Origin of the sequence: Novosphingobium sp. (genome assembly GCF_965214355.1) — a bacterium.
In the GTDB taxonomy this organism is placed as follows: domain Bacteria; phylum Pseudomonadota; class Alphaproteobacteria; order Sphingomonadales; family Sphingomonadaceae; genus Novosphingobium.
Genome location: NZ_CBDCBI010000002.1, coordinates 430,329 through 450,865, shown reverse-complemented (window position 1 = coordinate 450,865; position 20,537 = coordinate 430,329). Strand labels below are relative to the sequence as shown.

At 66.4% G+C, this 20,537-nt stretch carries 24 protein-coding genes; 20 read left to right on the top strand and 4 right to left on the bottom strand.

What is annotated here, in order from left to right:
- Window positions 1-9: 9 nt before the first annotated feature.
- Window positions 10-846: a flagellar motor protein MotB gene (locus ACOOE2_RS02755; RefSeq protein ID WP_420381497.1), complete on the top strand. Its 837-nt coding sequence runs from the start codon at window positions 10-12 to the stop codon at window positions 844-846.
- Between the two features lie 263 nt (window positions 847-1,109).
- The gene (locus tag ACOOE2_RS02750; protein ID WP_420381496.1) at window positions 1,110-1,502 is read left to right on the top strand and encodes a VOC family protein; all 393 of its coding nucleotides are present in this window, start codon (window positions 1,110-1,112) and stop codon (window positions 1,500-1,502) included.
- A 290-nt stretch (window positions 1,503-1,792) separates the two neighbouring features.
- On the opposite strand, the gene ACOOE2_RS02745 is transcribed toward ACOOE2_RS02750, so the two are convergent.
- Window positions 1,793-2,689, bottom strand: a complete 897-nt coding sequence (locus ACOOE2_RS02745) for a flagellin (protein ID WP_420381495.1) — start codon at window positions 2,687-2,689, stop codon at window positions 1,793-1,795.
- Window positions 2,690-2,934: 245 nt separating this feature from the next.
- On the opposite strand from ACOOE2_RS02745, the gene ACOOE2_RS02740 reads away from it, so the two are divergent.
- Genes ACOOE2_RS02740 through ACOOE2_RS02710 form a run of 7 tightly spaced genes read left to right on the top strand, consistent with a single transcriptional unit; the run spans window position 2,935 to window position 9,566 of the window.
- On the top strand, window positions 2,935-4,203 hold the full coding sequence (locus ACOOE2_RS02740; RefSeq protein WP_420381494.1) for a sigma-54 interaction domain-containing protein: 1,269 nt from the start codon (window positions 2,935-2,937) through the stop codon (window positions 4,201-4,203).
- Window positions 4,200-4,565: a flagellar hook-basal body complex protein FliE gene (gene fliE / locus ACOOE2_RS02735; RefSeq protein WP_420381493.1), complete on the top strand. Its 366-nt coding sequence runs from the start codon at window positions 4,200-4,202 to the stop codon at window positions 4,563-4,565. Before ACOOE2_RS02740 ends, fliE begins: the two co-directional genes overlap by 4 nt.
- 6 nt (window positions 4,566-4,571) lie before the next feature.
- A complete protein-coding gene (gene fliF, locus ACOOE2_RS02730; protein WP_420381492.1) occupies window positions 4,572-6,254 on the top strand; it encodes a flagellar basal-body MS-ring/collar protein FliF in 1,683 nt (560 codons plus the stop codon).
- A complete protein-coding gene (gene fliG / locus ACOOE2_RS02725; RefSeq protein ID WP_420381491.1) occupies window positions 6,254-7,270 on the top strand; it encodes a flagellar motor switch protein FliG in 1,017 nt (338 codons plus the stop codon). The genes fliF and fliG overlap by 1 nt, the downstream gene beginning before the upstream one ends.
- On the top strand, window positions 7,263-7,832 hold the full coding sequence (locus ACOOE2_RS02720) for a FliH/SctL family protein (RefSeq protein WP_420381490.1): 570 nt from the start codon (window positions 7,263-7,265) through the stop codon (window positions 7,830-7,832). Before fliG ends, ACOOE2_RS02720 begins: the two co-directional genes overlap by 8 nt.
- Complete coding sequence (locus ACOOE2_RS02715) at window positions 7,826-9,154, top strand: FliI/YscN family ATPase (protein WP_420381489.1); 1,329 nt, start codon at window positions 7,826-7,828, stop codon at window positions 9,152-9,154. The genes ACOOE2_RS02720 and ACOOE2_RS02715 overlap by 7 nt, the downstream gene beginning before the upstream one ends.
- Entirely contained in the window at window positions 9,144-9,566 is a 423-nt protein-coding gene (locus tag ACOOE2_RS02710; RefSeq protein ID WP_420381488.1) for a hypothetical protein, read from the top strand. The genes ACOOE2_RS02715 and ACOOE2_RS02710 overlap by 11 nt, the downstream gene beginning before the upstream one ends.
- Window positions 9,567-9,733: 167 nt before the next feature.
- Here ACOOE2_RS02710 and ACOOE2_RS02705 read toward each other — a convergent pair whose 3' ends face one another.
- Together ACOOE2_RS02705 and ACOOE2_RS02700 are read right to left on the bottom strand one after the other, a co-directional pair.
- Entirely contained in the window at window positions 9,734-9,991 is a 258-nt protein-coding gene (locus tag ACOOE2_RS02705; RefSeq protein WP_420381487.1) for a hypothetical protein, read from the bottom strand.
- A 233-nt stretch (window positions 9,992-10,224) separates the two neighbouring features.
- Complete coding sequence (locus ACOOE2_RS02700) at window positions 10,225-10,491, bottom strand: hypothetical protein (protein WP_420381486.1); 267 nt, start codon at window positions 10,489-10,491, stop codon at window positions 10,225-10,227.
- 305 nt (window positions 10,492-10,796) lie between these two features.
- Between ACOOE2_RS02700 and ACOOE2_RS02695 the strand changes: the two genes are divergently transcribed.
- From ACOOE2_RS02695 to fliS, 11 genes are all read left to right on the top strand, one after another.
- On the top strand, window positions 10,797-12,149 hold the full coding sequence (locus tag ACOOE2_RS02695) for a hypothetical protein (RefSeq protein ID WP_420381485.1): 1,353 nt from the start codon (window positions 10,797-10,799) through the stop codon (window positions 12,147-12,149).
- Between the two features lie 18 nt (window positions 12,150-12,167).
- Window positions 12,168-12,755 (top strand): flagellar basal body-associated FliL family protein, encoded by a 588-nt coding sequence (locus ACOOE2_RS02690; protein WP_420381484.1) that lies wholly within the window; start codon window positions 12,168-12,170, stop codon window positions 12,753-12,755.
- The gene (locus ACOOE2_RS02685) at window positions 12,752-13,672 is read left to right on the top strand and encodes a FliM/FliN family flagellar motor switch protein (RefSeq protein ID WP_420381483.1); all 921 of its coding nucleotides are present in this window, start codon (window positions 12,752-12,754) and stop codon (window positions 13,670-13,672) included. The genes ACOOE2_RS02690 and ACOOE2_RS02685 overlap by 4 nt, the downstream gene beginning before the upstream one ends.
- A 26-nt stretch (window positions 13,673-13,698) precedes the next feature.
- Window positions 13,699-13,986 carry a flagellar motor switch protein FliN gene (fliN, locus tag ACOOE2_RS02680; protein WP_420381482.1) on the top strand — a complete coding sequence of 96 codons (288 nt, stop codon included), beginning with the start codon at window positions 13,699-13,701 and terminating at the stop codon, window positions 13,984-13,986.
- The gene (locus ACOOE2_RS02675) at window positions 13,986-14,261 is read left to right on the top strand and encodes a flagellar biosynthetic protein FliO (RefSeq protein ID WP_420381481.1); all 276 of its coding nucleotides are present in this window, start codon (window positions 13,986-13,988) and stop codon (window positions 14,259-14,261) included. The genes fliN and ACOOE2_RS02675 overlap by 1 nt, the downstream gene beginning before the upstream one ends.
- 193 nt (window positions 14,262-14,454) lie before the next feature.
- Window positions 14,455-15,210, top strand: coding sequence for a flagellar type III secretion system pore protein FliP (gene fliP, locus ACOOE2_RS02670; protein WP_420381480.1), 756 nt, complete (start codon window positions 14,455-14,457; stop codon window positions 15,208-15,210).
- Window positions 15,210-15,482, top strand: coding sequence for a flagellar biosynthetic protein FliQ (locus ACOOE2_RS02665; protein WP_420381479.1), 273 nt, complete (start codon window positions 15,210-15,212; stop codon window positions 15,480-15,482). Before fliP ends, ACOOE2_RS02665 begins: the two co-directional genes overlap by 1 nt.
- Window positions 15,483-15,489: 7 nt before the next feature.
- The gene (locus ACOOE2_RS02660; RefSeq protein WP_420381478.1) at window positions 15,490-16,269 is read left to right on the top strand and encodes a flagellar biosynthetic protein FliR; all 780 of its coding nucleotides are present in this window, start codon (window positions 15,490-15,492) and stop codon (window positions 16,267-16,269) included.
- Between the two features lie 11 nt (window positions 16,270-16,280).
- Window positions 16,281-17,417 carry an EscU/YscU/HrcU family type III secretion system export apparatus switch protein gene (locus tag ACOOE2_RS02655; RefSeq protein ID WP_420381477.1) on the top strand — a complete coding sequence of 379 codons (1,137 nt, stop codon included), beginning with the start codon at window positions 16,281-16,283 and terminating at the stop codon, window positions 17,415-17,417.
- 53 nt (window positions 17,418-17,470) lie between these two features.
- A complete protein-coding gene (gene fliD / locus ACOOE2_RS02650) occupies window positions 17,471-18,985 on the top strand; it encodes a flagellar filament capping protein FliD (protein WP_420381476.1) in 1,515 nt (504 codons plus the stop codon).
- Between the two features lies 1 nt (window position 18,986).
- Entirely contained in the window at window positions 18,987-19,370 is a 384-nt protein-coding gene (gene fliS, locus ACOOE2_RS02645) for a flagellar export chaperone FliS (RefSeq protein WP_420381475.1), read from the top strand.
- Here the strand turns inward: fliS and ACOOE2_RS02640 are convergent, their stop codons facing one another.
- Window positions 19,371-20,399 carry a chemotaxis protein CheB gene (locus ACOOE2_RS02640; protein ID WP_420381474.1) on the bottom strand — a complete coding sequence of 343 codons (1,029 nt, stop codon included), beginning with the start codon at window positions 20,397-20,399 and terminating at the stop codon, window positions 19,371-19,373.
- Between the last annotated feature and the right edge of the window lie 138 nt (window positions 20,400-20,537).

The following is a 20,537-nucleotide window of genomic DNA, read 5'->3' as shown; positions in this document are numbered from 1 at the left end:
TAATTAAGCATGGCCAAGCCCAAACCCCAGGTTATCCCTGCGCCGATCATCGTCAAAAAGATCACCATCGTCGCTGGTGGGCATCATGGTGGCGCGTGGAAGGTCGCCTATGCCGACTTCGTGACCGCGATGATGGCGTTCTTCCTGCTGATGTGGCTGCTGGGCGCAACCAGCGAAAAACAGCGCAAGGGCATCGCCGACTACTTCACCCCCACGCTGGTCAAGACCCGCCAGGGCAGCGCCGGATCGTACGGCCTGCTCGGCGGATCGTCGCTGACCGATGCCGATACCTATCAGCATCGCGCGGGCCAGACCGGCACCAAGACGCTCACCATTCCGCGCGACATGACCGGCGGGCCCAAGGATGGCGGATCGAAAGCCAAGCGCACCGCGCAGCTCGAAAAGAAGCTGCAGGAGAAACTGGCCGCCAAGGCGACCTTGAAAAAACTGGCCAAGCAGGTCCACCTGACGATGACTCCCGAAGGCATCCGTCTCGACCTGATGGACGATTCGGATTTCTCGATGTTTCTGCTCGGCACCACCGTGCTGACCACACAGGCATCCGACCTGATCAGGACGATCGCCGAGACGATCGCGCCCGAACCCGGCGGGCTGACCGTGCGCGGCCACACCGACGCGCTGCAATGGCGCCCGGGCGACCCCGCCAACAACTGGTCGCTGTCCGCCGGCCGCGCCGAAACCACCCGCCAGGCGCTGATGCATTCGGGCGTCGCGGAAAAACGCTTCCGCCGCATCGAAGGCGTCGCAGACCAGGAACCGCTGATCCCGGCCAACCCCAGCGACCCGCGCAACCGGCGGATGTCGATCCTGCTGATGGATCCGTAGGACGCGCCACGTTCCGGCGGGACACGATTACGAGTGCCCGATGATCGCGAGATCGTCGGGCATTTTTTCGTGTGCGCCGCGGGTGTGGGACGGATAGAGGCCCATGCCAAACCGGTCAGCGTACCCGCCACTGGATACGACTTGGCGGTCGTGCCGCCTGGACAAATTCGCGGCCCGAGAAGACGGGATCGAATGACCGGAATTGTGCGTTGCGCCCGTAAGCCGACAGGCGCATCCTGTTCGCGTTCCGCAGGAGGGGTGGTATGCACGTTCCAGACGGGTTTGCGGTGGTGACGCCATACATTTTCGTAGAAGGCGGCGACGCTTACGTTCGCTTCCTTGAAGCAGCGTTTGGCGCAATAGAAATCGGGAGAAGCACGGCTCCCAACGGACGCATCGCCAACTGCCAGATGAAATTTGATACCGCGACGATCATGATAAGCGAAGCGTCGGATGAGTTTCCTCCCAGTTCAGCAGCCTTCTACCTTTACGTAGATGATGCCGACGCTTCGATGGAGCGGGCGCTGACAGCGGGCGCTGAGAAGATAATGGACGCGGCGGATATGCCCTACGGGGACCGACAGGGAGGCGTGCGCGATCGCTCCGGTAATATATGGTGGGTATCGCAACGGTTGAGCGCCAATCCTTATTTTTAACGTCCGCTTTCCTCCAAATCCGCCGTTCCTGATGCGATGCAATATAGCCCCTCCCCTTCAGGGGAGGGGTTGGGGTGGGGCCGCGCCCCGCTCGCCAACGCTTATGGGACCATCGCGACGTGGGATTGTAGCCGAGAGGCCCCACCCCCGGCCCCTCCCCTGAAGGGGAGGGGGGAAAGGAACTCGGGTATTTAACCCACAAAAAAACCCCGCTGCCCGGCAGCGCCGGACAGCGGGGGGGTGGTATCCGGCCGCGCGGTCGAGGCGCGCGACCGGGCCGGAGGGTGACCTTATTTCAGCAGGCTGAGCACGTTCTGCTGGCTCTGGTTGGCCTGGGCGAGCATCGCGGTCGAGGCTTGCGCCAGGATCTGCGATTTGGCGAGCTGTGTCGTGGAGGCCGAGTAATCGGTATCCTGGATCTGGCTGCGCGCCGATGACAGGTTGGTGATGTTGGTGTTCAGGTTGTTCACCACCGACGTCAACCGGTTCTGCGAAGCGCCCAGCGACGCCTGCGTCGCGTTGACTTCGGTCAGTGCGGTATCGACATTGGTGATCGTGCTGGCCGCTGCGGTCTGCGTCGAGACGTCGAGCGACTGCGTCGTGCCGCTGGCTGCGCTGTACGACGTGTTGCCCGCGCCGAAGAACGCGGTGCCGTTGAACGCGGCCGAATCGATCACCACGGTGTTGCCGGCAAGCGCCGACGAATTTGCGCCGGTCTGGATCGTGAACTTCTTGTCCTGCGAACCGTCGGCGGCAGGCGCGCCAGAAGTCACGCTGAACACGTTCACGCCGTTGAACTGCGTGGTGTTGAGGATCGAGGACATCTGCTGCGTCAGGTTCGACACTTCGACCTGCATCGAGGTGCGATCCGATGCCTGGTATGTGCCCGAGCTCGACTGCACGGCCAGCTCGCGGATGCGCTGCAGCATGTTGGTCACTTCGCTCAAGCCCCCGCCGGCGGTCTGCGCCAGGGCGATGCCGTCGTTCGAGTTCTGCACGGCCTGCGTCATGCCTTTGATCTGCGAGGTCATCGAGTTGGTGATCGCCAGGCCCGCGGCATTGTCGGCGGCGCTGTTGATCTTCAGCCCGGTCGACAGCTGCTGCATCGCCGACCCTTCCATCATGCTGGCGCGGTTCGAGGCGTTGGCAGCTTGCAGCGCGGAAATGTTGGTGTTGATTACGGTCATGAAGTGTCTCCGGTCATGGGCGTTGGGTTACTTGGGATTGTGGCGGGGGCCAGGTCTGTCACAGCGACCCAACTCTCACGGCAAAGACCGGCAAAACGCCGCCGCTTTTAACCCCCCATTGGCGACCCATTGCCGTCGATACGTAATTTTCCTCAGGCAACGCCCATGACTTAAATTTTCAGAACCTTTGTCGTTTTCGCGCGAAAAGGCCTCAGCCAGACATGGTTAAAACGGGGCAAAAACGAATGACGCGCGAACAGACAGGACTGCAGATTTCAGCACAGGCGAGATCCGCGCACAGCCCGCTGGTGCAGCGCGCGGCCTCGGTCATCGGTTCGCCCGGCCCGCTGTCGCAGGTATTTCTGCTGGATGGCGACGAGATCACGCCGCTGCCGCTGGCCCGCACCGTGCGGCTGATGCACGGCACGCCGGCGATCGAGCGCAGCACGGCCGATCGCCTGACCCTGACATATGATGACGGCGCAAGCGAAGCGGCGCTGGCCTCGCTCGTTGCCTGCGCGATGCCGGCGGGCAGCCCGGTCGCGGCCGATCCCGAAAGCCTGTCGGTGCTCGCGCTGGCCGAACGCATCGCCGCCAGCGACATTCCGGTGCTGATCAACGGCCCGACCGGTACCGGCAAGGAAGTGCTCAGCCGCTTTATCCACGACCGTTCGGCACGCGCGAAAAAGCCGTTCATCGCCATCAACTGCGCCGCGATGCCCGAAACCATGCTGGAGGCGATGCTGTTCGGCCATCAGAAGGGTGCATTCACCGGCGCGAGCGCGGCGGGCGAAGGCTTTTTCCGCGCGGCGCACGGCGGCACACTGCTGCTTGACGAAATTGCCGAAATGCCGCTGTCGCTGCAGGCCAAGCTGCTGCGCGCGCTGCAGGAGCGCGAAGTCGTGCCGATCGGCGCGACGCAGCCGGTCAAGGTCGATGTGCGCGTGATCGCGTGCGCCAACCGCGACCTGCCGCTCGAAGTCGAGGAAGGCCGCTTCCGCGCCGACCTTTACTATCGCCTCAATGTCTTTCCGCTGATGCTGCGCCCGCTGCGCGAACGGCCCGACGATATCGCACCGCTGGCGTTCACGATGATGCTGCGCCATGTGCCGACCGGCTTTGCGATCCCGTGGATCGGTGAAGCCGCGATCGACATGCTGGCCGGGCACCCCTGGCCGGGCAATGTCCGCGAGCTGGAAAACGTGGTGCGTCGCGCGCTGCTACTGGCGGGCGATGCGGCCGAGATCGGCCCGCACCATATCGTGTTCGACCGCGCGGTGCGCACCGCAACCGATAACGGACCTGCCGATACCGGCATGACCACCGGCAGCGGCGCGCGCCTGTCGAATATCGTGCAACTGTCGGAAGCGCGCGCGATCCTTGCCACGCTCGACGCCTGCGGCGGCAGCCGGATCGCCGCCGCGCGACAACTGGGGATCAGCGAGCGCACCTTGCGCTATCGCCTGGCCTCGTTTCGCGACGCCGGCATCGCGGTTGCAGGTGGTCGGCGATGACCGCGATATCCGGCATCGGCGCTGCCACCGGTGTCAGCGACATCATGCATTTGCGCCAGCAGATCATCGATCGCAGCCAGGCGCTGCAACAGGTGCATTCGGGCAATGCAGCGATTGCGATAACGCCATCCGAATCCACCGGCAGCTCGTTTACCGGTGCGCTCAAATCCGCGCTCGAAACCGTAAACCAGACGCAGACCCATGCCGATGCGGTCACCGGGGCCTATGAAACCGGGCAGGTTACCGACATCGCGCAAGTGATGCTGGCCCGCCAGCAATCGAGCGTCGCGTTCGAAGCCACGCTCCAGGTGCGCAACAAATTGTTGTCTGCGTACCAGGACATCATGAAGCTGGGGATGTAATCCGTCATGGCCGATCCGAACCACGGCACGTCGTTGCTCGCCCCGCTGACCGATTCCGGCGGCGGCGGTTTCGCCGCGCGGATAAGCCTGTTCCTGGCGCAAAATCCGGTTCGCCGCGCGCTGCCGTGGTTTGCCGGGATCACTGCCGCGGGCCTGGCCGGGCTGCTCTGGCTGGAAATGGCGCCCGCGCCGCAGCGCGTCTTGTATACCACCTTGTCCGACAGTGAACGCGCCACTGTCGTCGCCGCGCTCGACAAGGCAGCGATCCGGTATCAGATCAACAATCAGACCGGCGCGGTTACCGTCGGCGAAGACGACCTGTACAAGGCGCGCATGGTTGCCGCGGCCGATGGCGCGCTCGCCACGCCCGAAACCGGCGAACAGATGATCGACAAGCTGCCGCTGGGCGTCAGCCGCACGGTCGAAGGCCAGCGCATGGAGGCGGCCCGCGAGCGCGAGCTGGAACTGACGATCATGCAGATCGACGGCGTCGAAGGCGCGCGCATCCATCTCGCCGAGCCCGAAAAATCGGCGTTCGTGCGCGACAGCGCGCCGCCGACGGCCTCGGTCATGGTCAAGCTGGCCAAAGGCCGGCAATTGTCGGCCAGCCAGGTCACTGCGATCATCAACCTGGTCGCAGGCTCGGTACCCGGGCTGTCGCTCGAGGCGGTCAAAGTCGCCGACCAGCAGGGGCATCTGCTGTCGGCCGGCCAGCCGGGCGATACCGACCGCATCGAAATGCAGACCCGGCTGGAGGCGCAATTGCGCGACCATGTCGAGACACTGCTGACGCCGATCCTGGGCACAGGCAATTTTTCGAGCGAGATCCGGCTCGATCTCGACATGGACCAGCAGACCAGCGCGCGCGAAAGCTATGACAAGCAGGGCGTCGTGCGCAGCGAAACACAGACCGCATCGGGTGCCGGCACCGGGGGCGGAGCCGGTGCCGGCGCCATTGGCGTACCGGGCGTCCTGTCCAACACGCCCCCGCCTGCGGCCACCGCCTCGCCTGGCGCGCCGACCGCCAACACCGCTCCGGCCCCTGGCGCAGCGCCGAGCCCCGCGCCCACGGCAGCCCCGGGCGCTGGCGACACCTCGTCCACGCGTACGTATGAACTGGGCCGCGAAGTCGCCGTAACCAACGCCGGACCCGGCAAGATCCGCCGCCTGTCGGTCGCCGTCGCGCTGAGCGCAGCGGCGATGGCCAAGGCCAAGCCGGGCGAGATCGACCAGATCAAGCAGCTGGTCAGCGCCGCGGTCGGCGCCGACCCGGCGCGCGGCGACCAGGTCGCGGTGGTCGTGCGCCCGTTCCAGGTCGCCACGATCGACCAGCCCAAATTCTGGGAAACCCCTTGGTTTGCGATGGCGGTGCGCAATGTCGTTGCGTTGCTGGCCGTGTTGCTGACCCTGCTGCTCGGCGTGCGCCCGATCATCAAGGCGCTAAAGCGTGAACCGGGACAACCTGGCGAATTGCGCGCGCTGCCAGGCCCGTCGGCAGGCGAACTCGTAACCGGCGGCGGCACGCGGCCGGGCAATGCGCCACTGCAGATCCAGCAAGCCGGCTTCGTCGACCCCCAGCAATTGGGCCGGCAGGTCGGCATCGCCCAGCAACTGGTGCGCGAACAGCCCGATACGGCCGTCGCCGCGCTGCGCCAGATGCTCAAGAACCCTGAAGCGGAGCCTGCATGATGAGCGATCTTTCCCCCGGCACCATGAACGTGACCGACGCCGAGCGCGCCGCCGTGATGATCATGCTGCTCGAAGACAACCAGGCCGCCTCGTTGCTGGGTCAGCTCGATCCGGGCGAATTGCGCCTGCTGGGCGAACGCATGGTCGCGCTGGGCGAAATCGGGCCGGCCTCGATCGCCGATGCGATCGGGCGCTTCATCGAGAAGACCGAGCGCATGGGCCTGATCGTGCCCGACCGCGTCAGCCAGGTGCGCGACATGATGACGCGCGCGATCGGCGAGATCAAGACCGACAGCCTGATGCAGCGGATCGCGCCCGAACAGCGTACCAATTCGCTCGAACTCGCGCGCTGGCTGACGCCCACGGTGCTGCTGCCACTGGTCCGCGACGAACATCCCCAGGCAATCGCGGTGCTGCTGGTGCAGCTCGAAGCCGAAGTCGCCGCCGGCGTGCTGCACGGCCTGCCTGAAGATATCCAGTCGCAGGTGGTGCAGCGGGTTGCGACGCTGGGCCGGGTATCGCCCGATGCGATTTCGATGCTCGAAGACATCCTGGCGCGCCGGATCACCGAATGCCACGGCCGCGCCGCACTGACGATGGGTGGCCCGCGTGAAGCCGCCGACATCATCAACGCCGCCGTGCGCACGGTCGAACGCCGGGTCATGCCCGAAATCGCCAAGGCGGACAAAGCGCTGGCCAAGGCGATCGAAAACGAGATGTTCAAGTTCGAGCACCTGTATGTGCTCGACGAAAAGTCGATGGGCACGCTGCTGCGCGAAGTCGACAGCGACACACTGATCTCCGCGCTGAAGGGTGCGCCCGAAGACCAGCGCGACGTGTTCTTCCGCGCAATGTCGTCGCGCGCCGCCGACGGCGTGCGCGACGAGATCGGCGCGCGTGGCCGCATGAAGATGGCCGAAGTGATCGAGGCGCAAAAGGCGATGATCACCGCCGCGCGCCGGCTTGCCGCCGAAGGGTCGATCGTGTTCGGCGCAGGCGACGACGATTATGTCTGAACGCGCCACGTTTGCAGCGCTCGGCGCGCGCACCAGCATATTTTCGCGCGACGCCCGGTTTACCCCGATCCTGATCGAGCCCGCTACGCCGTTCGATCCCGTTGCCGACGCGTTCGCCCGCGGCTATTCCCAGGGCGCGCAGGACGGCACCACCGCCGCGCAGGCAAACATGGCCAGCAACGACGCCGCGCGCCATCGCATCGAAACCGCGCTGTCGCATATGGACACGTCGCAGACCGAGGCGTTTGCCGCGCGGCTGAAAGATACCGTGCTCGCCTTATGCAGCGCGGTGCTGGGCGAAGCGGCGATTGCGCCGGCCAATCTGGCCGCACGCGTCGAAGTGGCTGCGGCGCTGTTCAACCGCGCGACCGATGACCGCGTGATCCGGATGCATCCTGAAGACCTGGCGCTGGTCCACGGCCGCCTGCCCGAAACCTGGCATTGCGAACCCGATCCGGCCGCCGAACGCGGCACCGTGCGGATCGAAACCGCCACTGGCGGTGTCGAGGACGGCCCGGCGCAGTGGCGCGCGGCGCTCGATGACGCGATCCGGTCGTGCTGAACCCGGCATTTCCGCTGCTCGACCGCCTGGCGCGCGCGCGGCCGGCGACCGGCCCGCGCCGTTATGGCGTGGTCTCGGCCTGCGATGGCGGCCTGCTCGAAGTCAGCGGACTGTCGCTGCCGATCGGCGCGCATTGCCGTATTGCGCATGGCACAGGCGCGCTCGCGGCCGAAGCGATCGGGTTTCGCAACGGCCATACGATGATGATGCTGCTCGGCGATCCGGTGCTGTTGCGCCCCGGCGCGCGTGTGCGGCCCGAAGGTCGCCCGGGCATGTTGCCGGTGGGCGCGGCGTTTCTGGGCCGCGCGGTCGATGGCGAGGGACATCCGATCGATGGTGGCGCACCGATCGCATCCGGCGATGAATGGCCGGCGGGCGGCGTGCGCGCCGGCGCGCTCGACCGCGCGCCAGTCCGCGCCCCCTTCGACGTCGGAGTGCGCGCGCTCAATGCGCTGACGACGTTTGGCGTGGGGCAGCGCATCGGCATCATGGCCGGATCGGGCGTGGGCAAATCGGTGCTGCTCGACATGATCGCGCACGGCACCGAGGCCGAAGTGGTGATCGTGGGCCTGATCGGTGAACGCGCGCGCGAGGTCTCCGATTTCGTCGAGCGCCATATGAATGGCGAAAAGCGCGCGCGCAGCGTCATCGTCGCGGTCCCCGCCGACCATGCGCCAAACTTGCGTATTCGTGGCGCGATGCTGGCGACCAGCCTGGCCGAACATTTCCGTCAGCAGGGCCGCCGCGTGCTGCTGATCATGGACAGCCTGACCCGCGTGGCGCACGCCGCGCGCGAGATCGGGCTGTTGCTGGGCGAACCGGGCGCGGCACGCGGCTATCCGCCATCGGCGCTGGCGACGATCACCAAGCTGGTCGAACGCGCGGGCAATTCGGCCGCGAGCGGCGGATCGATCACCGGCATCTACACCGTGCTGGCCGACGGCGACAACCAGGACGATCCGGTGGTCGATACCGCGCGCGCGATCCTCGACGGGCATGTCGTGCTGTCGCGCGACCTGGCGCAGCGCGGGCAATATCCCGCAATCGACATCGCCGCATCGTTGAGCCGGGTGATGAACGACATCGTCGCGCCCGGCCATGCGCAAGCCGCGCGGCGGTTCCGCGCGCTGATCGCGACATACGAGGCCAACCGCGACCTGGTGCTGATGGGCGCCTATCGCCCGGGCACCGATCAGCAACTCGACCGCGCGATCGCGATGCACGACCGGCTGACCGCTTACCTCGCGCAAGCGCAGGCGCAGATCGTGGCTTTGCCTGCCAGCATCGACCAGTTGAGCGAATTGATCGGCCATGATGGCTGATCACGCACACCTGCGCCGCCTGCAACGGCTGGAAAAACTGCGCGGCATCGCGCGGCACAATGCGCTGGCCGAGGCGGGTCGTGCCGAAACCCGACTGGCCAGCCTGGAAATGCTGCAGGCACGGACCAATGCGCTGATCACCGGCTATGCCGCGCGCACCGATGCACAATGCGGCGCGGATCTGGCGCGCCAGCGGATTTACCTGGGCGAATTGCAGGGCATGGTCGGCCGCAACGACAGCGATGTCGCGCGCGCGCGCGACCAGGCCGACGCCCGCGCCGCCGAAGCCGCCGCCGCCGAGCGCAGCCGCGCCGCAGTCGAAACCCGTGCCAACGCCACCGCGCAAGCGATCGCGCGGGCCCGCAGCGCGGCGGCGCTGCCGCTGGGCGCACGCAATACCCGCAAGCCCTGACGCCCTGTCCTGAATTGGCACGGTTCTCGCATAACTAGCACTGACCATCTCGGGAGCGCCCAATTCATGACCGTTTCAATTGCCGCCCCCACCCTTCCTGCCGGCCCGCTTTCCGCAGCGAGCCCGGCACCGCTCAGTCTTGCAGGCCTGATCAACTCCGCGCCAAATCAGAATTCCGGCGCAAAAGCGCCCGCTACCGCGCCCTTTGCCGCGACATTGTTGTCGCAGCAAATACCAGCTGCCGTGGTTACGATCCCGGCACCGGCCTTGCCGGCGGCACCGGCAATCGCGACGCCCCCGACGGCAACATCCGGCAAAATACTGCCGGTGGCCACGATGATGGTGGCAGCGGCAAACCCATCCCGTGTCACCACCGGCACCGGCGTTGCGACCCCCCACGAGAAATCCGCGAAGGCTGCCGCCAAAGACACCGGGCCTGCGACGCCGGATCTGGCAGCTGCAGCACTGCAGCAGACCCAGCCGTTGCAGCCCGCCGCGATACAGCTTGCCGCGGTTCAACCTGTTCCAGTTCAACCCGCCCGAATTCAGCCTGTCATCCTGTCGCCTGTCATCGTTCGCAGTGCGCAACCCCAGGTCACAACCATCACACTGGCTGCCCAGTCCGGGCCTGTTCTGGCCGCGCAACCCCGGGCCCCGGCTACGCAGACAGCACCCGCGCAGCCAGCATCCGTGCCATCCCCTGTCCTGCAGAGCCCGGCCCCAGCCCGGCCAGCACCCGCGCAGATTGCGCCGGCACAAATTGCGCCCACAGTGGCCGCGCAGACGCAGGCTGTGACGGCGCCTTTGCCGCATTTTGCCCCGGCGCAGGCCACGGCTGCATCGGCGGCACCAGCGCAAGCACCAGCACCAGCATCAGCGCAAACCGCGTCCTTGCCGATTGCACAAACGCAAATGGTGTCGGCACCAACGCAGCGACCTGCAACGGTACAGGCCGCGCTGGCACTGGCAACGCCGCAGCAGGCCGCGCAAGCCACAGTTGCCCAGTCCCCCACGGTACCGGCCGCAACGGTACAGGCCGCCACGGTACCGGCCGCCCCCCTATCGGCAACGCCGTCGCAATCTGGTCCTGCACCAGTCGCGCAGGCACAGATCGAGCAAGCACCAGTTGTGCGATCCGCGGCGGACCCTTCGGCCACAGACCCGCGAACCGCCCCCACGCCTACGCCTACGCCTACGCCTACGCCGGTGCAGATCGCACCGGCGCCATCGATGCAACTCTCGGCACTGCAAGCCGCGCCTGCACTGGCACCACTGCCGCAAGCCACGCCGGCACCAGCACCTTCGGTTCAAGCTGCCGTTGCGCACGTTGCCCCCGCTCCGGAAACACCGGCGCTGGCCACACCGACGCTGCCCGCCCAGCCGCTGCCCGCCCAACCGCAGACGGATTCCTCGCTCGCGGCATCCACCCAGGTCGCCACCAATCCGGCAACACCGCCCCCCATCTCCGCATCGCGCGAACCTGCGCCCGTTCCTGCCGGACCGGCACTGGCTGCACCCGCCGCAGCCCCAGCCGACGCGGCCATGCTGATCCTCGCGCCGCTGCTGGCGGCAGCTGGGGTTCCGGCAGCACAAGTCGCTCCCGCCGATCCCGCAAGCGCGCCTTTACCCGATGCGGATGATGCGCCTGGCCAACAGCCTTCAACCCCGCCCGTCGCAACGCCTGTTCCCGTCCGCATGGCCAGCGATGTCGCGATTGCATCCGTCCTTGGGCTAGTCATCGCCGGCCAGGATGCGCCATCGGGCACCACACCGCCAGCCCCGACCGCCGCCCGGATCGCCACGCAACCCGCGCGTGCGGCTGCCATCACCGAGCCGCTGCCCGGCACCCCCGCCTCGCCGGCCGCTGTGGTTTCACTTGCGGCCACTGTGGCCCAACCGACGCCGACCGCCACGCCCGTCCACCTGGCCGCAGCACCCATCGGCACCCAGCGTGCCCCGGAAAAACCTGCCGAACCCGCAGTGCCGATTCAGGCTGCAGCGGTGACCTATACCGCGGCGACGAGCACGGCAGCCGTAACACCCGAACCGGTCGCGCCTGCAACGGCTGTACCGGCGCAAGGCCCGGCCGATTTCGCCACGCTGGTTGATGCGATCGCCCGCGCGCGCGACGACAACGCGCTGGCCAGCGCGGCACCAGTCGGCGTGACGATGCAGCATGCCGATTTCGGTCCCGTGGCGATGCAGTTCACCGCGCGCGACCAGGGCCTGGCGGTCACGATGCGCAGCGCCGATCCGGGCTTTGCCCCCGCCGCCGCAGCAGCGGCAGCCACGAGCAGCAGCGCCGGCACAAATAACAGCCCGAGCGACACAGGCCATAACCACGCCAACACGCCCGATCCATCGCCGATAACGGCGCCCGCACAAACGGCCGGCACGCCGCACGCCAACACCCATGCCGAACAATCCGCGCGGCATAACAGCTCGCTGGCCGACAACCAGTCCGGCCAGCAGTCCGGCCAGCAGCCACGCAACCAGCCGCGCACGCAGCCAGCGCAGGCCAACCCGGCCGCGGCTGCACAGTCCGGCGACGCTGCCACCGACAATTCCGCCATTTTTGCCTGAGGGGGCGCGTGACACACCATGAGTGACAAGAAAGACAAAGAGCCCAAGGCCAAGAAGAAGGGCGGCAAGATGATGCTGATCATCGGCGCGGTCGTGCTGCTTGCGGTCGGCGGCGGCGGGGTTTTCGGCCTCGTCGCGGCGGGCGTGATCGGCGGCGGCAAAGCCGCGATGAAGGAAGACAACCACCCCAAGCTGATCAAGAAAGGCGCGACCGACCCGTTTGCCCCGGCGGCCAAGGAGGGTGAAGGCGAAGGCGGCAAGAACACCGAAGGCGATGGCGGCAGCGAATACCGCACGATCTATTTCAGCTTCAGCGAAGATTTCACCTCGAATCTCAAGGGCACCGAATCGCTGGTGCAACTGTCGATCGCGTGTTCGACCAGGCGGGATTACCGCGTGGTGCTGTGGCTGAAAAAGCATGAGCTGGCGATCCGTTCGGCGATGCTCGCGGTGCTGGCCGACACCACCGACGATTCGATCCAGAGCCCCGCCGGCAAGGAAGCGCTGCAACGCCGGCTGACCGCCGCGATCAACAAGGTGCTGACCGAGGACGAAGGCTTTGGCGGGGTCGACGCGGTCTATTTCAAGAATTTCATCATCCAATGAAGGGCAATTTCGACTTTGTCGCCGAGCGCGCGCTGGCCCGGCACAGCCCGGCGCTGATGCGCCCAGGTCCCGCCGAAGCCGAAGTGCTGGCAGCGCTTGGCGCCGCGTCGGCGCGGCTGGTCCGGACGCTGCCCGGCGCCCTGTCGCGGCTGTGCGGGGTCGAACTGCTGAAAGTCGGGATTGCGCCGCCGCAGGATATGACATTAGCCGATTTCGCGTCGGAAAACCTGTGCTCGTACAGCCTCTACAGTGCCTCGACAGTTGGCGAGCGGCTGTTGAGCGCGATCGATGCCGAAGCGGTGCTGCGGCTGGTCGATCGTGCCTTTGGTGGACCCGGCGATGTGCCGCGCCCGATGCCGCGCGAATTGCCGATGTCGGCCGACATGATGCTGGCGCGGATCGAAACAATCCTTGCTGCACAACTGGGCGCGGCGCTGGGCAGCACCACCGGTGGTCGTCCGGTCATCCTGCCGCTGCGCCGCGAAACCGATCTTGCCCAATTGCAGCCGTTTGCGCGCGACACCCGCGTGGCGATGATCGAAATCGCCGTTGCCGACGGCGCGCGCGCACCCTGGCCGATCCGCTTTGCCCTGCCAATGACCGCGCTGCCGATGCTGACCGGCATGGCCGGCCTGCCCGCTGGCACCCGCGCGCCCGGCCCCGCATCGGACCCGGCGCGCGAACCGTTTGCCGCCATGCCGCTGCGCCTGACCGCGCTGCTCGTCGACACCCGCGTACCGCTGCATGTCGTGACCCGGCTCGAACCCGGCCAGGTGCTCAACCTGCCGATCGCGCGGGCTGTCCCGCTGATCGCGGGGCGCCAGGGCAAGGGCCAGACCGTCGGTCACGCGATCGGCCACGGCACGATCGGCGCGATGGACGACCGTGTCGCAATCCAGATGACCCAGCTTACCTGATCCGATCTTGCAAAAATGAGGCAATCATGACTTTCACCCCGCGCGGCTTCGACCTGATCAAGGATGTCGATGTACGCCTCACCGTCGAACTCGGCCGCACCGACATGAAGCTGAAGGATGTGCTCGGGCTGAGCACCGACAGCGTGGTCGTGCTCGACCGCATGACCGATGAATTGCTCGACGTGATGGTCAACGGCAAGCTGATCGCGCGCGGCGAAGTCGTGACGCAGGGCGACCGCTTTGGCCTGCGCATCGTCGAACTGGTCGGGCAGGACGCGATGGCGCCCGACGAACCGCGCCGCGGTGCCGCGTAATGGCCTGGTACCTGATCAAGCTGGTGGTGCTGCTGCCACTGATCGCGCTGTTCGCCTGGGGGTCGTTGCGGCTGGCCAAGCGGATGGAGGGCAGGTTTGCGATGAGCGAAGGGCCGTCTTCGGGGTTGCGCATCGTTGAATCGCGGATGCTGTCGCCGTCGCTGCGGCTGGCGGTGATTGCGTTCCACGACCGCGAGATTTTGGTCTCCACTTCGAAACAGGGCCTGGTCCTGCTCGGCGACGCCCCCGCGCGCAAAGGGGGGTCCGATGATTGATCGTCTCTTCCTTAAGCCCCTCCCCTTCAGAGGAGGGGTTGGGGTGGGGCCTCTCCCCACGCACCAGGGATTATTGCGTGGAGCAACACCAGCCCGGTCATGGAATCCTTGGCGAGTAGGGATAGGCCCCACCCCCAGCCCCTCCCCTGAAGGGGAGGGGGGCAAGAAGAAGCGCTCGTTCTGGCGTGTGGTGATGATCGCGTTGATCGTGTTCCTGGCGATTCAGTTCACCGCCGCGCATGCGCAGGCCGCGCCCGCCAACGCCATGCCCGGCGCGCTCGATCGTGCGTTCGGCGAACTGTCAGGCGCGCAGAGCAAGGGCAGCATGGCGCTGTCGTTGCAACTGCTGCTGATCATGGGCCTGCTGACGATCCTGCCCAGCCTGTTGCTGATGATGACCAGCTTTACCCGCATCCTGATCGTGCTGTCGCTGCTGCGCCAGGCGCTCGGGCTGCAGCAGGCGCCGCCCAATCCGGTGCTGATCGGGCTGTCGCTGTTCCTGTCGCTGTTCATCATGGCGCCCACGCTCGACAAGGTGAACGCCAATGCGATCGCGCCGTATTCGGCGGGCACGATCGGTGCCGAACAGGCGTTTGTCGCCGGCGGGCGCGAATTCCACACGTTCATGATCCGCCAGACGCGCCAGCGCGACCTGCTGATGTTTGCCGACATGGCGCACGCCCCGCGCTTTGCCAGCCAGGCCGATGTGCCGTTCTCGATCCTGCTGCCCGCGTTCGTCACCAGCGAGCTCAAGACCGCGTTCCAGATCGGGTTCATGCTGTTCCTGCCGTTCCTGGTGATCGATATCGTCGTGTCGTCGGTGCTGATGAGCCTGGGCATGATGATGATGAGCCCCACGGTCGTGTCCTTGCCGTTCAAACTGTTGTTGTTCGTGCTGGTCGATGGCTGGTCGCTGCTGATGGCCTCTCTCGCGCAGAGTTTCGCGTAGTGGACGACACCACCACGCTCCTTGCGCTCGCCGACCGCATGCTGTGGACCGCCGCGCTCGCCGCCGTGCCGGTGCTCGCCGCCAATCTTGCGGTCGGCCTGGTCGTCGGGATCATCCAGGCGGCTACCTCGGTCAACGAACAGACGCTGACGTTCGTGCCCAAGCTGGCCGTGACCACGCTCGTGCTGGTGCTGCTGGGCGGTGCAATGCTCGCGTTGGCAGGCGATTTCCTCAAGGATGTCATGGCCCAGATCGCGATGATGGGAAGATGAGGCTCCGGTGATCGGCATTGATTTCGGTTTCGGCGCGCTCGAGCTAGAATTCTGGCGCTTCATGTTCGTCATGACACGCATCGGCGCGGCGCTGTTTGCCGCGCCGCTGTTCGGCTCGGCTGCAGTCACTGCGCAAGTGCGGGTGATCCTGACCGGCGCGCTGGCGATCTTCGTGTGCAACTGGACGCATGTCGCGGCGCCGCCGCAACTCCTGTCGCTGGGCGGGATGGTCGTGGTCTCGGGCGAAATCCTGATTGGCCTGGCGATCGGCTTTGTCATGCAGCTGGCATTTGCCGCGCCGCTGATCGCCGCCGAAATGATCGGCGCAAGCATGGGCATGGCGATCGCGGCGAGCGCCGACCCGGTCAACGGCACGCATTCGGCGATCTTCGGCCAGTACTTCACCGTCGTACTGACCGTGCTGTTCTTCGGCGTCGGCGCCCATCTCGACTGGATCAGCCTGCTGGTCGAAAGCTATCGCACATTCCCGCCCGGCACCGCGTGGATGACGCCCGACCGGCTGCACCTGGTCGACCGGTTTGCCGGCGACATGTTCCTGACCGGGATCATGATCGCGCTGCCCGTCGTCCTTTTGCTGCTGGTCGTGCAGATCGTGACCGGGATCATCGGCCGTTCGGCACCGTCGCTCAATCTGATGGCGCTGGGCCTGCCTGCCGGCGTGCTGGCCGGAATTGCCGCGCTGGTCGTCTCGGCGCCGCTCATCGGCGACCGCCTGACCGATCTGGCGCACACCGCCGTGGCGTACAGCGCCGCGCTGCTTCATTAGGAGCGCGATGGATGGCTGACGACGGCGGCGAAAAAACCCTTGCCCCGACTGCAAAGCGCAAACGCACCGCGATCGAGGGCGGCGATGTCCTGCGCAGCCGCGAACTGACGATTGCAACGGGCACGCTGGTCGGGGTGGCGTGGCTGATCCTGGCGGGGCCGTGGGTCATGCGCGGGCTGACCGAGGCGATGCGGCTGGGGTTTGTGTGGGACCACGATACATTCGATAATTTCGACCCTGGCGCCATGCTCGTTGCGGCGCTGGGCAGCGCCCTGCCACCGGTCCTGGTGCTGGGCGCGGGCGTGCTCGCGGCCTCACTGTTCGTGCAGCTGGGCCTGGGCGATGGCGCCTTCGTGGCGAGGAACCTCGCGCCAAAGACCTCGCGCCTGTCGCCTGCCAAAGGCCTGAGCCGGATGTTCGGCACGCAAGGGCTGATCGAGATCGGCAAGGGCCTGGCCAAGCTCGCGCTGCTTGGCGTGCTGACATTCGTGTGGTTCCGCACGCGCATCGCGGGGCTGGTCGGGCTCGGTTCGGGGCAATTGCATGTGCAGCTGGGCTTTGCGTGGAACGCGCTGGCGATGTTGCTGGTCTATCTGTCGGTCGGCCTGGTGCTGATCGCGCTCAGCGATTTTCCGATCCAGTGGGTCCGGCGCCAGGCGCGCCTGCGCATGAGCCATCAGGAAGTGCGCGACGAACACAAGGAAACCGAAGGGAACCCGCAGGCCAAGCAGGCGCAGCGCCGCCGCCAGCGCGCGATCGCCAAGGGATCGATGCGCAAGGCCGTGAAGGACGCGCAGTTCATCATCACCAACCCGACGCATTTCGCCGTCGCGATGAGCTATGACCCCGATATCGCGCCCGCGCCGATCCTGCTTGGCAAAGGGCGCGGCGAAACCGCGATGGCGATGCGCGAACTGGCCGCCGAATTCGGCGTGCCGATGCTGGAATACCCGGCGCTGGCGCGATCGGTCTATTACACCACGCGCGAAAACCAGGTGATCCGTGAGGAGCTGTATATCGCGGTCGCCGCGGTGCTGGCGTTTGTCATGAGCCTCAAACGCGGCGAAAGCCCGCCGGCACCGCGTGTCGACGTGCCGCTGTCGGTGCGCTTCGACCCCGAGGGCAATCCTGAAATCAGCGCGGAATGAATCCCCTCTCAACAAACCCTTAACCCGCCCGCAGACCGGTCGTTCTTGCCCGTATGACCAGCGTATCCTCCACCAGTTCGACCGGCACCACGACCCCTGTCGCCACCACCTCGTCCAGCACGTCGGCCACCTCGGTCGGCAGCGCGACGCAGGCGCTGCTGACCGAACTTGGCGTCAGCGGCAATATCAACGCCAGCAGTCTGGCCGATCAGCTGTCGACCGCCGAATACTCGGGCCAGGTCGATCATCTGAACAGCAATAACAGCACGCTGGGTACGCAGATTTCTGACGCGTCATCGCTGATGAACATGATGTCGACGCTGACCAGCTCGCTCGACTCGCTGATCAACGCGGGCAGCCTGTCGTCGCAGCCGCAGATCGCCAACAGCGCGGTCGCCACGGTCAGCGCGGGCACTGTCAGCGGCAGCGGCACCGCCACGCTCGAAGTCGACACGCTGGCGCAAGGCCAGACCATTGCCAGTCAGAGCATCCCCGCCACGACCACCGATGTCGGTTCGGGCAGCCTGACGATCACGCTGGGCACGGTTTCGGGCACGACGTTCACCGCCGGCAGCAAGGCGGCCATTAACGTCAACGTGGGCGCGGGCGATACGCTGGCGCAGCTCGCCAGTGCGATCAATCATTCGGGCGCCGGCGTCAGCGCCTATGTCGCGACCAATTCCACCGGGCAACAGCTGGTCATCACCGGGCCGCAAGGCGCCGCCAACGCCTTCACGATCAGCGCCAGCGAAGACGCGGCGGACCCCGGCCTGGCCAAATACGCCTACAACCCGTCCACGACTGGAACGTCCGGCGGGGCAACGCTGGCTGCGCCCGCCACCGATGCCAGCTATATCCTCAACGGGGTGTCGCGCACGGCGACATCCAATTCGATCACCGATGCGGCGCCCGGAATTTCGCTCAACCTGACCGGGACCAATGTCGGCAGCCCGACCTCGATCAGCTTTACCAGCCCGACCAGCGCGATCAATTCCGCGATGACCGACCTCGTCACCGCGCTCAATTCGATCGTCGGCACGCTGAACACCGACACCGCCATCGGCGGCCCGCTCAACAACAATCCGGGTGCGCGCGCGATGATGCGGGCGCTGTCTTCGCTCAGCTCGACCAAGATCATGCCCGATGCCACCGCCGGACAGCCCTCGACCCTGGGCGACCTGGGGCTGACCACCAATCGCGACGGCACGTTCACGCTCGATGCGACAGTGCTGGGCAAGGCTATCGGTGCCAATTCGGCTGCGGTAACCGCCATGTTCACGACCGGTATTCATGGCGTCTACGCGACGATCTATGACCTCTCGGCCTCGTTCAGCGACCCGACCAACCCCAATTCGCTCGCCGGATCGAGCGCGGACCTGACCAGGCAGCAGACCGCCAACACGACGCTGCTGGCCAAGATCGCAACCGAGCAGGCAACGCTGCGGACCACGCTGCTGGCTCAGTTTTCGGCGCTGAACGCGGCGGTAACGGCCGACAAGTCGACGCAGTCGTTCCTGACCCAGCAGATCGCGCTGTGGACCAACAGCAGCAGCACGACGGGCGGTTGACATGCTGCTCAGGTGCGATCCCTCCGAAGCCTATCGCCGCGTCGATTTCGATGCACGGGTCAGTGGTGCAACCTCGCGCCAGCTGGTCGATCTGTGCCTGGAACAGGTCGCGGGATCGGTCGGCCGCGCGATCCATGCCAGCGGGCGCGGCGACAATGGCGCCAAGAGCGCCGCGCTGACCCGCGCGATCGCCGCGCTGACTGCGTTGCAGATGGGCGTCGACGCCGATGCCCCGACGGGCCAGGCGCTGTTGCAGCTGTATGCCTCGGCCCGCACGACGATCCTCGATAGCGTGCTGGCGTTCAATCCAGCGGGCCTGACGCAAATCCGGCAGGATTTCATTGAAATCCGCATGGCCATGCTGGGCGCCGCACCTGCATCCTGATCAGGACATCGCGCAAGCGGCCAGCACCTCCGCGCCCAGTTCGGCCAGCGGCAATTCCACCGCAGCGGCACCATGCGCGACCACCGCATCGGGCGTTTCGCGGACAAGCGCAGTCTGGCGGTCCTGTACGAATGTCGCGCTGCCCGCTTCGCGCAACAGCCGCAGGCCGCGTGCGCCATCACTGCCCATGCCGGTCAGCACCGCGCCGACCGCCGGAATCGCACCGCGCGCGATCGATCCGAACAGCATGTCGGCCGATGGCCGTGCGCCATCGACCGGATCGCGCGCAATCAACCGCAGGCGCGCGGGTGCGCCGCGCTCGACCACGACATGCAGTTCGGGATGCGCGGCGATATGGATCGTCCCTGCAACCAGCGCAGCGCCATTTTTCGCTGCGCGCACATGGCACGGCAATGCGGCATCCAGCTGCGCGATGAATGCCTCCACCAGCATCGGTTCGGCCTGCAGGCACACCACCGTTGCCGGGCAATGCGCGGGGAACGGCGCCAGCGCTGACGCCAGCGCGTCGATCCCGCCCACCGAAGCGCTGAGCGCCGCCAGATATCCGTTCCATTCGAAATGCGCGTGGCTCGGTTTGTGGTCGCCGCGCGCGCGGCGGTGGCGCACATTGGCGTTTGAGGCGGCCCAGACCACCCGCCCCAGCCGCGCGGCCGATCTGGCGAATTGTTCGGGCGTGGCGCGTAGCGGTTTCGAAAAGCATTCGACCGCGCCAAGCTCCAGCGCGCGCAGCGCCATTTCGGACCCCGGCTGGGTCAGCGATGACAACATGACCACCGGCAGCGGATTGGTTTCCATGATTTCGGCCAGGAATTCGATCCCGTTCATCCCGGGCATCTCGACATCGAGCGTGATCACATTGGGCTTCAGATCAGCGATCAGGGCGCGCGCATCGGCGGCATTGCGCGCCGTGCCCACCACCCGCACATGCTTGGCGCGATCGAGAATATCGCTGAACAACGCGCACATCGCCGCAGAATCATCGACGATCAGGACGCGCGCTTCATACATCGATCAGCGTCTACGCCAGGCGACGACCAGAAACCCTGATCCCGGCCCTACGTAACTCACCGTAAGTGCCATGCAAGCCGACCTTTGCCGCTGCGCGCTATGCCAGCTGCACGACTGTTGTTTTGCGGGGGGAGTTGC